Source organism: Acinetobacter sp. YH12086, assembly GCF_013419345.1.
In the GTDB taxonomy this organism is placed as follows: domain Bacteria; phylum Pseudomonadota; class Gammaproteobacteria; order Pseudomonadales; family Moraxellaceae; genus Acinetobacter; species Acinetobacter amyesii.
Genome location: NZ_VPAF01000003.1, coordinates 112,924 through 125,050 on the forward strand (window position 1 = coordinate 112,924; position 12,127 = coordinate 125,050).

Annotated in this window: 12 protein-coding genes; 3 read left to right on the forward strand and 9 right to left on the reverse strand. The window is 40.3% G+C overall.

The features are described from left to right. Positions 1-62: 62 nt before the first annotated feature. Complete coding sequence (gene dapD, locus FTU29_RS05275; RefSeq protein ID WP_078190347.1) at positions 63-884, reverse strand: 2,3,4,5-tetrahydropyridine-2,6-dicarboxylate N-succinyltransferase; 822 nt, start codon at positions 882-884, stop codon at positions 63-65. 374 nt (positions 885-1,258) lie between these two features. Between dapD and carO the strand changes: the two genes are divergently transcribed. Further along, positions 1,259-1,969: an ornithine uptake porin CarO gene (gene carO, locus FTU29_RS05280; protein WP_078190346.1), complete on the forward strand. Its 711-nt coding sequence runs from the start codon at positions 1,259-1,261 to the stop codon at positions 1,967-1,969. Between the two features lie 58 nt (positions 1,970-2,027). Here carO and FTU29_RS05285 read toward each other — a convergent pair whose 3' ends face one another. The 8 genes from FTU29_RS05285 to FTU29_RS05320 form a co-directional block, all read right to left on the reverse strand. Further along, complete coding sequence (locus FTU29_RS05285; protein ID WP_180120745.1) at positions 2,028-3,242, reverse strand: OmpP1/FadL family transporter; 1,215 nt, start codon at positions 3,240-3,242, stop codon at positions 2,028-2,030. 162 nt (positions 3,243-3,404) lie between these two features. Beyond that, positions 3,405-4,328, reverse strand: a complete 924-nt coding sequence (locus tag FTU29_RS05290; protein ID WP_078192020.1) for a CysB family HTH-type transcriptional regulator — start codon at positions 4,326-4,328, stop codon at positions 3,405-3,407. A gap of 55 nt (positions 4,329-4,383) precedes the next feature. Beyond that, positions 4,384-5,445 (reverse strand): sulfate/molybdate ABC transporter ATP-binding protein, encoded by a 1,062-nt coding sequence (locus FTU29_RS05295; RefSeq protein ID WP_180073573.1) that lies wholly within the window; start codon positions 5,443-5,445, stop codon positions 4,384-4,386. 11 nt (positions 5,446-5,456) lie between these two features. After that, positions 5,457-6,344, reverse strand: a complete 888-nt coding sequence (gene cysW / locus FTU29_RS05300) for a sulfate ABC transporter permease subunit CysW (protein ID WP_078192018.1) — start codon at positions 6,342-6,344, stop codon at positions 5,457-5,459. After that, positions 6,341-7,174, reverse strand: coding sequence for a sulfate ABC transporter permease subunit CysT (gene cysT / locus FTU29_RS05305; protein ID WP_180007627.1), 834 nt, complete (start codon positions 7,172-7,174; stop codon positions 6,341-6,343). Before cysT ends, cysW begins: the two co-directional genes overlap by 4 nt. An 85-nt stretch (positions 7,175-7,259) precedes the next feature. Then, positions 7,260-7,865, reverse strand: coding sequence for an alpha/beta hydrolase (locus tag FTU29_RS05310; protein WP_180120747.1), 606 nt, complete (start codon positions 7,863-7,865; stop codon positions 7,260-7,262). Positions 7,866-7,898: 33 nt separating this feature from the next. Continuing rightward, a complete protein-coding gene (locus tag FTU29_RS05315) occupies positions 7,899-8,912 on the reverse strand; it encodes a sulfate ABC transporter substrate-binding protein (RefSeq protein ID WP_180120748.1) in 1,014 nt (337 codons plus the stop codon). A 177-nt stretch (positions 8,913-9,089) separates the two neighbouring features. Further along, a complete protein-coding gene (locus FTU29_RS05320) occupies positions 9,090-10,097 on the reverse strand; it encodes a sulfate ABC transporter substrate-binding protein (RefSeq protein WP_180120750.1) in 1,008 nt (335 codons plus the stop codon). A gap of 161 nt (positions 10,098-10,258) precedes the next feature. Between FTU29_RS05320 and pabC the strand changes: the two genes are divergently transcribed. Continuing rightward, positions 10,259-11,068 (forward strand): aminodeoxychorismate lyase, encoded by an 810-nt coding sequence (pabC, locus tag FTU29_RS05325; protein ID WP_180120752.1) that lies wholly within the window; start codon positions 10,259-10,261, stop codon positions 11,066-11,068. Position 11,069: 1 nt separating this feature from the next. Continuing rightward, the gene (gene mltG / locus FTU29_RS05330; RefSeq protein WP_180120754.1) at positions 11,070-12,122 is read left to right on the forward strand and encodes an endolytic transglycosylase MltG; all 1,053 of its coding nucleotides are present in this window, start codon (positions 11,070-11,072) and stop codon (positions 12,120-12,122) included. The last annotated feature ends 5 nt before the right edge of the window (positions 12,123-12,127 follow it).

Genomic DNA, 12,127 nt, shown 5'->3' on the forward strand with positions numbered 1-12,127 from the left:
AACCGTAGAGACGAGGAGCGATAGAAGCTCCACGGAACACGAATGCTCCGCTGAAATAAAACTTAGTCTTCGCGTAATAATTCGTTCAAGCTTGTTTTCGCACGAGTTTTCGCGTCAACTTTTTTCACGATTACTGCAGCATATAGGCTGTATTTGCCGCATTTAGACGGCAGGCTACCAGAAACCACAACAGAGCCAGCAGGAACACGACCGTAATGGATTTCGCCAGTTTCACGGTCATAAATCTTAGTCGATTGACCAATAAATACGCCCATTGAAATCACAGAACCTTCTTCTACGATCACACCTTCAACGATTTCAGAACGAGCGCCAATAAAGCAGTTGTCTTCAATGATTGTTGGATTCGCTTGAAGTGGTTCAAGAACGCCACCAATACCAACGCCACCAGATAAGTGAACATTTTTACCAATTTGAGCACATGAACCAACGGTTGCCCATGTATCAACCATTGTACCTTCGTCAACATATGCACCAATATTGACATATGAAGGCATCAATACAACATTTTTTGCTTGGAAAGAACCTTTACGTGCTACAGCAGGTGGTACTACACGTACACCAGCAGCTTTAAATTGTTCTTCAGTCCAGTCAGAGAACTTAGTGTCAACTTTGTCATAGAAGCGTAAGTCACAAGCTTCCATTGGTTTGTTGTCGTTCAATTTGAATGAAAGCAAAACGGCTTTTTTCACCCATTGATGAACAATCCATTCACCATCAATTTTTTCAGCAACACGCAATGTACCGTTATCTAGGCCAGCGATCACTTCTTCTACTGCTGCACGTACTTCAGCAGGACAGTCAGCTGCAGTGAAATTAGCACGGTCTTCAAACGCTTGTTCAATGATTGTTGAAAGCTGAGACATGTTCTTCCATCCAGAAAAAAATTTTCCAAGATTTTACACTAAATCGAGTTAAAAATAGATGGTAAATCGGTCTAGGATCGGAATTAATTATTAAGCAAGCACTAAAACCAAGAAATTAAGAGTGATGAATTTAGCATTTTCATAAGGTTTGTATAAAAAATACACAAAATATACAGAATTGTTCCTTAACATCATTATTATATTTAAAAAAATGAAACAAAAACTCTTTATTAATCAATATTAAAATCTAAATGTATCAAAAGTTAACAAAAAATCAGTAAATTTGCATAAATGTTGAGCTGTGTTTCCTTTTAACATGTGCCATATAACAAGTCTGTAAAATCTGAATAACAGTTTATTTTGAGGAGAAACACATGAAATCATTACGTTTATTAACAGTAGCTGCTCTACTTACTGCTGCAGGTACTGCAATGGCAGATACCTCTGTAGTTCATGATGGCTATGCATTTGATCAAAACCAACTTATCCCAACTGGCGCTCGTCTAGAAGTGGGTACGACTGGTTATGGTGGTGCGTTACTTTGGACTGCGAACCCATACGTCGGCCTTGCATTAGGTTATAACGGTGGTGATATTTCATGGTCAGATGACTTATCTGTCGATGGCGTAAAATACGACATGGATATGGATAACAAAGTTGGTTACTTAAATGCAGAAGTACGTCCTTGGGGTGCAAGTGCTAATCCATGGGCTCAAGGTCTTTATGTTGCTGCGGGTGTAGGTTATATCGACACTGAATATGGCTTGAAATCAACAGCGAAAAGCGGTGAAATCGAAATTGATGGTAAAGAAACTTCTTTCGAACGTCTAAACGGTAAAGTATCTTACGATAACGATATCGCACCATACCTAGGTCTTGGTTTTGCACCAAAATTGAATAAAAACTGGGGCGTATTCGGTGAAGTAGGTGCTTATTACACTGGTAACCCAACTGCAAAATTAACGGCTGTTGGTGGTACTGCTGCTGACCGCGAATTACTTGCTGACCATGAACGTAGCATCGAACAAGATGACAAATACGAATGGCTTCCAGTAGGTAAAGTAGGTGTGAGCTACCATTGGTAAGTTCTTACTGAAATAAAAAAACGAGCTTCGGCTCGTTTTTTTTGTTTTTAGAAAGCGTTTAAAATCTGTGACCAAATTTCAGACCATAGATCATGGCATCATTGTCTGAGACACTTGCAAGACCTGAAATATGAGATGTTTCAGTATTCGATGGTTTTGAGAGTTTCATATAATACAGGCCAGTCGCTAGAAAATTGTTCGGGTTAAATTTATGCATCATACCTAAACCTAAACCTCGATAGCCATCACTTGGGTTTAAGGTAGACGCCGCATTTCCTGTCCCGTTGTCCCAAATAAACTCTGCAGCAGCGAGCCAACTCGGATTCAATTGATGTGCAATCCCTAACTTTCCTGACCATTGATCTTTCTGATATTCCACCAATTGGATATCAGCTAAATCATGGTATTGTGGATCGAGTGCTGCGTACTGAAGCACGGCATTAAACTGCGGTGGCTGAATGTTGAAATCTTTCCAATTAATCCACCGAACTGTGCCATAAACAACATTGTGTGGGCTAATGGCTGTTTGAAATTCAAAATTGACGCTTTGTGGCGTTTGAATAGAGGTATGGGTGTCTGGTACTAATTGAAAAGGACCATTTGAATATAAAGTTGATTCAGAGGCCTTATTTTCATGTTTGATTTTTGAACGATAGGTTAGGCTAGTTTTAATAGCATATTCAGGGATTTGATAACTGAATCCGAGCAGCCAACCGAGCGCTTCATCTTGTTTAAAATCGGCATGGTAGCCATTGAGAGCAGCATATTGTTGCCCAGAAATTTTTAAATCACCCTTAAATGTTTGTAGGCTTAAACCGCTATAAATATTCCAATTTTTATTGGGTTGATAGCCTACCAGCCCAGTTAGGTTATGCGTTCTAAAGTTAATATCGGCGCTTTCAATATCGATATTTGAGCTATCTGGTAAGCGAGGACTATATTGATAACTGATATCAGTATGAAAAGGTTGCTCATAAATTACTCCCGCAGAAATATTTTCATGTGCTTGAATTTTGAGTGCCAATTTCCCAGAAAATTGTTGATGGGCGAGATTCCCTGTAGAAAAATCAGTTACGCCTAGTTCACTAATTGAAGCTTGGTTCTGCACTTTCCCGTCAATTTGAGCATCAACATAAGCGAAACTGGCTTCAGTATAATTTCCGGGTTCAAGAAAGGCCGAGATCGATTGATCCGAGTTTTCTATCCCTGCTGCATACATGATTTGTATGGGGCAGACGATACCCACTGCCACTGCGACGAATTGATTTTTCATAAAGTACTGGCTTATGGGTCGGAAGTAATGAGGTTTTAATTTTTATTGTGTTGGATGTATTTTAATCACAATTAAAAATAAAGCCAAGAAAACCTAGATAAAATATGTGTTTACCAAAAAAAGAGGACAGCAGGTGTCCTCTTTAATTCGTTAATTGGCCTATCAGTCTTCTGGGTAAGCGACTTTTTTCAACGCTTTGATGTCGGCATCTGGTGAACATAAAGAAATAAACTCATAGCCATAACCGCGTAGTAAATGTCCTTTGCGAACAGCAATCCAAGTGGTATTAACACCAAAAATATCGGTAGGAATTTGTTTTAAACGGTAATCTCGTTCTGGGTCATATGCCACATCGTTGACAATACCCACTCCCATATTAAGTTCAACATAGGTTTTAATAACGTCTGCATCAAGTGCGGACATCACGATATCAACATCAAAGCCTGAATCTTCAAAGGCTTTATCAATTTTTGAACGACCTGTAAAACCACCGTGATAGGTAATAATTGGATAGTTCGATAAATCTTCAATGGTGATATTTGATTTTTGGGTCAGTGGGTGCTCTTTAGGCGTAATGATGCTGTGTTGCCAGTTGTAGTAAGGCACGCTTGCCAGGTTATCTTCATTGGTTAATGATTCGGTTGCGATCCCGATATCCGCTTCACCTTGAAGGAGCATTTCTGTAATTTCAATAGGGCTTGCTTGTTGCAAAATTAGATGAACTTTTGGAAATTCTTTTTTAAATTGGTTCACAATCGGCGGCAAGACATAACGTGCTTGCGTATGTGTGGTCGCAATCGTCAATGTCCCTTCATCTACTTTGTTAAAGTCATCTGCCAGACGTTTAATATTGTCAGCATCCACGAGCATGCGTTCAACGATACCCAATAATGACTGGCCTGGTTCGGTTAAACCGAGTAGACGTTTACCTTTACGAATAAACAGCTGTACACCAAGTTCATCTTCTAAATCTTTGATGTGTTTACTCACGCCAGACTGCGAGGTGTAAAGTGCAGCAGATGCTTCTGTTAAATTAAAATTCTGACGTACGGTTTCTCGAATAATTCTTAATTGTTGGAAATTCATAATTTTATTTTACCTTAAAAGCAAGTGGGGCTTGTGAAGGCCCCAACTTTTTGTTTTATGCAACTTGGTTTTCAAATAAATGCAAGTTCGTTGCACTTAACCATACCGTTTGATTTGGGCGGAATTGATGCGCTTTCGCTTCATCAGCCGTTAATGAAATTTCGATCAGATTGCCTTGGCGGTCATGCAGTTCAGCAATGACTTTACCTGCAATCCAAAGCTCACGTACAAAAGTCGCTTGGATGGCATTTTCTTGCGGCTGTGCATGAATACGCAGTTCATCCGGACGAGCAAAGGCAATGACATTGCCTTGCGGTGCATTGGCATTTTGTGGCAACAAAATTCGGTCTTCACCAATTTGAAAAAGGCCATTGCTATTTTGACCTTCAAAACGGTTGGCTTGACCTAAAAAGTCAAATACAAACGGTGTTGCAGGTTTTTCATAAACTTCACGTGGCGAGCCTATCTGTTCTACGTTGCCTTTATTCATCACAATGATTTGATCGGCCACTTCAAGCGCTTCTTCTTGGTCATGGGTCACGAAAATAGAGGTGATGTGGAGTTCGTCATGCAAGGTACGTAACCAGCGGCGTAATTCTTTACGAACTTTGGCATCCAATGCACCAAAAGGTTCATCCAGTAATAACACACGCGGCTCAACCGCTAATGCACGTGCTAAGGCAATACGTTGGCGTTGACCACCTGAAAGTTGTGCAGGGTAACGGTCAGCCAAGAAACCAAGTTGAACAAGATCAAGTAAACGAGTAACCCGTTTTTTGATTTCAGCTTCATTTGGACGCGTTGCACGTGGGCGTACGCGTAAACCAAAAGCAATGTTGTCAAATACGGTCATATGGCGGAATAGTGCATAATGTTGGAATACAAAACCAACTTCACGTTCACGGACATGAACTTTAGTGGCATCTTCACCTTCTAAAATCACTTGACCGCCATCAGCAGATTCAAGTCCTGCAATGATACGGAGCAGAGTAGTTTTACCACAGCCTGATGGGCCAAGCAGCGCAACGAGCTGGCCATCAGGGAAATCTAAAGAGATATTTTTAAGTGCATGGAATGCACCAAAGTGTTTTTCAATATTTTTTACTTGAATACTCATGAGGTCATTCCTTAAGAAACTTGTGAATCTTCTTTACGCTTGTCTTGTCGTTCCTGACGTAGTTCAACCCATGTTTTTAAAATCAGGGTCACAATCGCCAAGAGCGCTAATAGTGAAGACACAGCAAAAGCAGCACTAAAGGTATATTCGTTATAAAGGATTTCTACGTGTAGCGGTAAGGTGTTGGTTTCGCCACGAATGTGACCTGAAACTACAGAAACAGCACCAAACTCACCCATTGCACGTGCATTACATAGAATCACGCCGTAGATTAAGCCCCATTTGATATTTGGAAGTGTCACTTTCCAGAAAGTCTGCCAGCCTGAAGCACCCAATACGATAGCTGCTTCTTCTTCCTCAGTCCCTTGAGCTTCCATTAATGGAATCAACTCACGTGCCACAAAAGGAACGGTAATAAACACAGTGGCAAGGACAATGGCTGGAACGGCATATAAAATTTTGATGTCGTTATCCATCAGCCAGCCGCCTAACCAACCTTGAGTACCAAAAATCAATACCAACATTAAGCCAGCAATAACTGGAGAGACTGAAAATGGCATATCAATAATCGTGGTTAAAATAGATTTACCACGGAAATTAAACTTGGCAACAGACCATGCCGCAGCTACACCAAAGACGACGTTCAACGGTACGGCAATCACAGCTGTCAGTAACGTAAGTTTTACTGCTGATAATGTATCTGGATGAACCAGTGCTTGGAAGTAAACGCCAACACCTTGTTTAAAGGCTTCAACGAAAACCAAAACCAATGGCAGAATCAGGCAGCTTAAGAAGAAAATTAAAGCAATGATGATCAGGGTATAACGAACCCATGTCGGTTCACGCGTTGCATCACGCGACTGTAATTTTTCCGCAAGCGCATTACTGTTCGTATTCATCGTGCAGTTCTCCCTGTACGGCGACTTGCCCATGCTTGAACCAAGTTAATTAAGAATAAAATGGCAAAAGAAATCACCAGCATCACGACTGCAATCGTGGTCGCGCCTGCATAATCATATTCCTCAAGACGAGAGATGATCATCAATGGCGCAATTTCAGTTTTGAAGGGTTGGTTACCTGCGATAAAAATCACCGATCCATATTCACCCACACCACGAGCAAATGCCAGAGCAAAACCTGTTAACAGCGCAGGAAATAGAATAGGTAAGATCACTTTGGTCACGATCTGAAAGCGGTTTGCGCCCAGTGCAGAAGCTGCTTCTTCAAGTTCAGTTTCTAGGTCGCTCAGTACAGGCTGTACGGTACGAACCACAAAAGGAATACCAATAAAGATGAGAGCCAAGGTAATCCCGATTGGGGTATATGCGACTTTAATGCCAATGGGTTCAAGGTACTGACCGATCCAACCAGTCGGTGCATATAACGAAGTCAGTGCAATACCAGCAACGGCAGTTGGCAATGCAAAAGGTAAATCAACCAATGCATCGATAATACGTTTACCCGGGAAGGTATAACGAACCAAACACCATGCTAAGAGCAAACCAAAAACCACATTGACTAACGCAGCAATAATGGCGGCACTAAAACTCAGTTGTAACGATTTTAAAATACGTTCTGAGCTTAAAATCTCCCATAGTCCGTCCCAACCGATACCTAAAGATTTAATAAATACGGCCGAAAGGGGAATGAGCACAATTAAGGATAAATACGCTAGGGTAAAGCCTAGAGAAAGACCAAATCCTGGCAGCACTCGGGATCGCTGCGACATGATGACTCCTCAAAATGAGAAAAGCTGACTTAAAAGGTCAGCAAAATTGAATAAATGATTTTGCGACAAGCTTAATGCTCAGTACTTAAAAAGCAAATTGAAATAAATACTTGTTTTCATCAGTAAAGCTGATATGTTTCATGTGGTTTTCTGAAATTAAGTAATTGAAAATTTCAGGAAACGGTCCAAAACCTGATGCAACATTAATGTGACCCACAGCACCCATATTCACAGGGTAAAGCTTCCAAGCATCAGCAAGTTGTTTTGCATCTTCAAAGCCAAGCCAAGGATCATTTTCACTAATCAACATCGTTGTCGGCACACGAATACTCAGCTGATGAAAAAATGCTTTGTAATCCGTTGTACTGTCGCGTGCAAAGCCGTTTTCTCCAAAGCGTGCTGGATTGGCTGGCGCAACCAAAACTAAATTTTTGATTTTTTTATTAAGTTCTGGATACAAGGCCAATGCTGCCACCGTGGTTAAACAACCAAAGCTATGCGCCACAATTTGAATTTCACCCTGTAAAGGTCGTACGGTTTTAACGAATTCTTTAATCCAGTCTTTTAGTACAGGATGATTCCAGTCTTTTTGCTGAACACGAGAGCTAGACATGAGCTGACGTTGTAACCAAGATTGCCAATGTACGTGTTCACTACCGCCTACACCCGGGACAATTACTGTATGTGTCATGTCAAGTTCTCCTGATTCAGTCAATGAATGGTCTTATTTTCCATTGTTGGCTTTGACGATTTGGTCAAACACGCCGCCATTTTCAAAGTGTGCTTTTTGGACTTTATCCCAACCACCAAATTCTTTATCAATGGTTACGAGTTTAAGTGGCTTAAAGACTGATGCGTATTGTGCAAGCGTTGTAGCGTTACGTGGACGGTAAAAGTTCTGAGCTGCGACTTGCTGACCACGTGGTGAATAAAGGAAGTTTAAATAACCTTTGGCTAAATAAAGATTACCTTTTTTCTCTGCATTTTTTTCTAAAACAGCAACAGGGGGCTCAGCTAAAATTGAAAGTGAAGGGGTCACAATTTCAAATTTACCCGGTTGTTCACGAATCGCTAAATGTGCTTCATTTTCCCAAGCCAGTAATACATCACCAATGCCACGTTCAGCAAAGGTCGTAGTCGAACCACGTGCGCCTGAATCGAGTACTTTGGTGTTTTTATAAATCTTACGGACAAATTCTTGAGCTGTTGTATCATTACCACCCGCTTGATGTTTTGCCCAAGCCCACGCAGCTAAATAGTTCCAACGTGCACCGCCTGAGGTTTTCGGGTTTGGGGTGATAATACCTACGCCTGGTTTAACCAGATCGCCCCAATCTTTAATCGCTTTTGGGTTGCCTTTACGGACTAAGAACACAATTGTTGAGGTATATGGCGTTGAGTTTTGTGGAAGTTTCTTCTGCCAATCTGCAGGTAAAAGTTTGGCTTTTTCTGCAATCACATCAATATCCGCTGCAAGTGCTAAAGTCACCACATCGGCATCTAAGCCATCAATGACTGCACGTGCTTGTTTACCTGAACCACCGTGAGATTGTTTAAAATTAATTTTTTGACCTGTACGGCTTTCCCAATATTTACTGAAGTCTTTATTCACACTTTCATAGAGTTCACGCGTTGGGTCGTAAGATACGTTTAAGAAGTCTTTTGCAGCTGCGCCAAAAGAAACCGTCGAGATGACTGCTGCAAGAACACCCAATTTTAATTTTGCGGAAAGACTCATGTGAAACCTCAATAATTTTTACTTAGTCTGTAACATGGATGAAGAATAGCGCCAATCTTTATGCATAAAAAATAATTAAAAACGAATTTTATATGAATAAAAAAGATAATAAGTGTGTCTACGAAAAAAAAGCATCGACCTTATGCGAAAGGAAGATGCTTTTCAGTATTTAAAGCATTATTTTGAATTATTGATCTTCACGATTTGATCAAAGACACCACCATTTTCAAAATGTTTTTTCTGCACTTTGCTCCAACCACCAAACTCTTTATCAATCGTGACGAGTTTTAAAGGTTTAAAAACATTTTTATATTTTGCTAAAACTGCCGCATTACGTGGACGATAATAGTTCTGTGCGGCAATAGTTTGACCTGCAGGTGAGTACAGATAATTTAAATACGCTTTGGCTAAATTTTCATTGCCATCTTTCTTAGCATTTTTTTCTACAATCGCAACAGGTGGCTCGGCCAAGATAGAAAGTGAAGGGGTCACAATCTCAAACTTACCTGGCTGTTCACGAACTGCCAAATGTGCTTCATTTTCCCAAGCCAATAACACGTCACCAATACCACGTTCAGCGAATGTAGTTGTTGCACCACGAGCACCTGAGTCGAGGACTTTGGTTTGCTTATAAATTTGACGGACAAATTCTTGGGCTTTTGCATCATTACCACCTGCTTGATGTTTTGCCCAAGCCCACGCTGCTAGATAGTTCCAGCGCGCACCACCCGATGTTTTTGGGTTCGGGGTAATAATGTCGACACCAGGTTTAATTAAATCGCCCCAGTCTTTAATGCCTTTCGGGTTGCCTTTATGCACTAAGAACACAATGGTCGATGTATATGGCGTTGAGTTTTGCGGGAATTTTTTTTGCCAGTCTTTTGCAACTAAACCACGTGCAGCAATTTCATCAATATCTGCAGCCAAAGCCAAAGTGACGACATCTGCATCTAGACCATCAATAACTGCACGAGCCTGTTTGCCTGAGCCACCATGAGATTGTTTAAAGTTAATGTCTTGGCCTGTGGTTTTTTTCCAGTAAACACTAAAGTCTTTATTTAAGTTATCATACAATTCACGGGTTGGATCATATGACACATTTAAGAAATCTTTGGCAGATGCACTGAATGCTGTGGCAGAAATGAATGCAGCCAAAACCCCAAGTTTTAATTTCGATAGATTCATGTTGTCCTCAATTTTTATACATGTTTTGTTGAATGAGGCAAGAATATCTGTAGTTTTAATGCAGAAAAAATAATTAAAAAAGAATTTAATATGAACAAAAAAGAAATATATGCTGAGCGATTATTTTTTAAAATAAAGTGATGTAATTGGGATGACGACGTATGCAGTGTTTTAAAAATGCGCAGCAAATAGAACAAGTTAATTTACTTGATCGAGCCTTTCACTATGGCGATGGCTGTTTTAGCACGGCACGTATTCGCCAAGGACAAATAGAACTTTTAGCTTTACATATTGCACGATTAAAACTGAGCAATGAGCGATTAAAGCTAAATGCAGATTTAAACCTTATTGAAGACACTTTAAAATTGTTACGTAAACAAGATATCGTCAATGGCACTTTAAAAATTGTGTTGAGTCGTGGTATTGGTCAGCGTGGCTATAGTTTGCCTGAGCATCCAGCAGATGTTTGGGTGTTTTATTACCCCAAAGCTGTTGCAGATTTTGAGTACGAAACTGTCGAAAGTGGTGTATTACATCAAGCCATTGGGTTAACCATGCCAAGTTTGGTGGGTTTGAAGTCCTTAAATCGATTAGAACAAGTTATGCTCAAAGCAGAGTTGGATCAAACCCCATGGGGCGAAGCTTTGGTGACGGATGTGCAAGGTACAGTTGTTGAAGGTGTGAGCAGTAATTGTTTTATTCGCACAAATGAAGGATGGATTACACCCGAACTTCGTTATAATGGCGTGCATGGTGTCATGCGTGCAGAAATTTTAAAACGGATGCTGCAGCATCAGATTCCATGTACTCAACGTCACGTCAATATGGATGAAATTACGCATTTTCAGAGTGTTTTTTTCTGCAATGCTTTAAGTCCCATGAAAATTGCATCAACTCTGAATGGAGTTGAGTTAGATGTTCAAGCTTGTATTGAACTTTTCCGAACACTTCAATTAAGTCAGATTCGTTAATATGTCCACCGTGTCTAAAAAAACAAATAAGAAAAAATCTGCCACAGCAGGTTTTCCATTTAAAGCATGTTTGGTTGTGCTACTTGGTATCGTTGTACTTGTGGCGATCTTACTGTGGTCGAGTTTATTTAAGGCCTATCCTGTGGAAGGCAAAAAGCAAATGTTGGCGATTGGTGCAGGGGATACCTATTCAGGATTTATTGACCGACTAGCGAAAGAGAAACAAGTTCATTTTCCTATTATTTTGAAGTTGTATCAAAAGTTCATGATTAATGACACCTTAAAAGCAGGTGTGTATGAAATTCATGAAGGTATGAGTGTACGAGAAGTTATGGAGTTGATTTCGAATTCTGAAAATGCGCAAATGAATCGAATTTTAGTGATCGAAGGGACGACATTTAAGCAACTGATAGATGCTTTAAAAAATGACCCTTTGGTGACGCATGACATCAGTCATTTACCGTATGCAGAAATTTTAAAAGAGCTCGGCATTCCCTATTCACACCCAGAAGGTTTATTTGCTCCGAATACTTATTTCTTTGCAAAAGGCGAGTCTGATCGCAAAATTTTGAAGGATTTGTATAACCGACAAATCAAAGCCTTAGATCAGGCTTGGAACAATCGAGCTCAAAATTTACCGTATAAAGATAAATATGAAGCCTTGATTATGGCGTCGATTATTGAAAAAGAAACCAGTATTGATAGTGAGCTTGAACAAGTGTCTGGTGTATTTGTGCGTCGTCTCAAACAAGGGATGCGTTTGCAAACAGATCCAACTGTGATTTATGGCATGGGCGATAAATACCAAGGCAATATCACTCGCCAAGATTTACGTACACCTACAGCATATAATACTTATACGATCAATGGCTTACCGCCTACACCGATTGCTTTGCCAAGTCAAAAAGCCATTGAAGCCGCGATGCATCCAGATGCGTCAAATAACATCTATTTCGTGGCAACAGGTAACGGTGGTCATAAATTTAGCAGTAATTTGTCAGACCATAACCGAGCGGTACAAGAGTATTTATCGGTAATTCGTGCGAAAAACTAAGGAGT

What these genes read in the sequence shown, in the direction of transcription:
- dapD (WP_078190347.1), bottom strand. Translation starts at nt 884, where the DNA reads ATGTCTCAGCTTTCAACAATCATTGAACAAGCGTTTGAAGACCGTGCT.
- carO (WP_078190346.1), top strand. Translation starts at nt 1,259, where the DNA reads ATGAAATCATTACGTTTATTAACAGTAGCTGCTCTACTTACTGCTGCA.
- FTU29_RS05285 (WP_180120745.1), bottom strand. Translation starts at nt 3,242, where the DNA reads ATGAAAAATCAATTCGTCGCAGTGGCAGTGGGTATCGTCTGCCCCATA.
- FTU29_RS05290 (WP_078192020.1), bottom strand. Translation starts at nt 4,328, where the DNA reads ATGAATTTCCAACAATTAAGAATTATTCGAGAAACCGTACGTCAGAAT.
- FTU29_RS05295 (WP_180073573.1), bottom strand. Translation starts at nt 5,445, where the DNA reads ATGAGTATTCAAGTAAAAAATATTGAAAAACACTTTGGTGCATTCCAT.
- cysW (WP_078192018.1), bottom strand. Translation starts at nt 6,344, where the DNA reads ATGAATACGAACAGTAATGCGCTTGCGGAAAAATTACAGTCGCGTGAT.
- cysT (WP_180007627.1), bottom strand. Translation starts at nt 7,174, where the DNA reads ATGTCGCAGCGATCCCGAGTGCTGCCAGGATTTGGTCTTTCTCTAGGC.
- FTU29_RS05310 (WP_180120747.1), bottom strand. Translation starts at nt 7,865, where the DNA reads ATGACACATACAGTAATTGTCCCGGGTGTAGGCGGTAGTGAACACGTA.
- FTU29_RS05315 (WP_180120748.1), bottom strand. Translation starts at nt 8,912, where the DNA reads ATGAGTCTTTCCGCAAAATTAAAATTGGGTGTTCTTGCAGCAGTCATC.
- FTU29_RS05320 (WP_180120750.1), bottom strand. Translation starts at nt 10,097, where the DNA reads ATGAATCTATCGAAATTAAAACTTGGGGTTTTGGCTGCATTCATTTCT.
- pabC (WP_180120752.1), top strand. Translation starts at nt 10,259, where the DNA reads ATGCAGTGTTTTAAAAATGCGCAGCAAATAGAACAAGTTAATTTACTT.
- mltG (WP_180120754.1), top strand. Translation starts at nt 11,070, where the DNA reads ATGTCCACCGTGTCTAAAAAAACAAATAAGAAAAAATCTGCCACAGCA.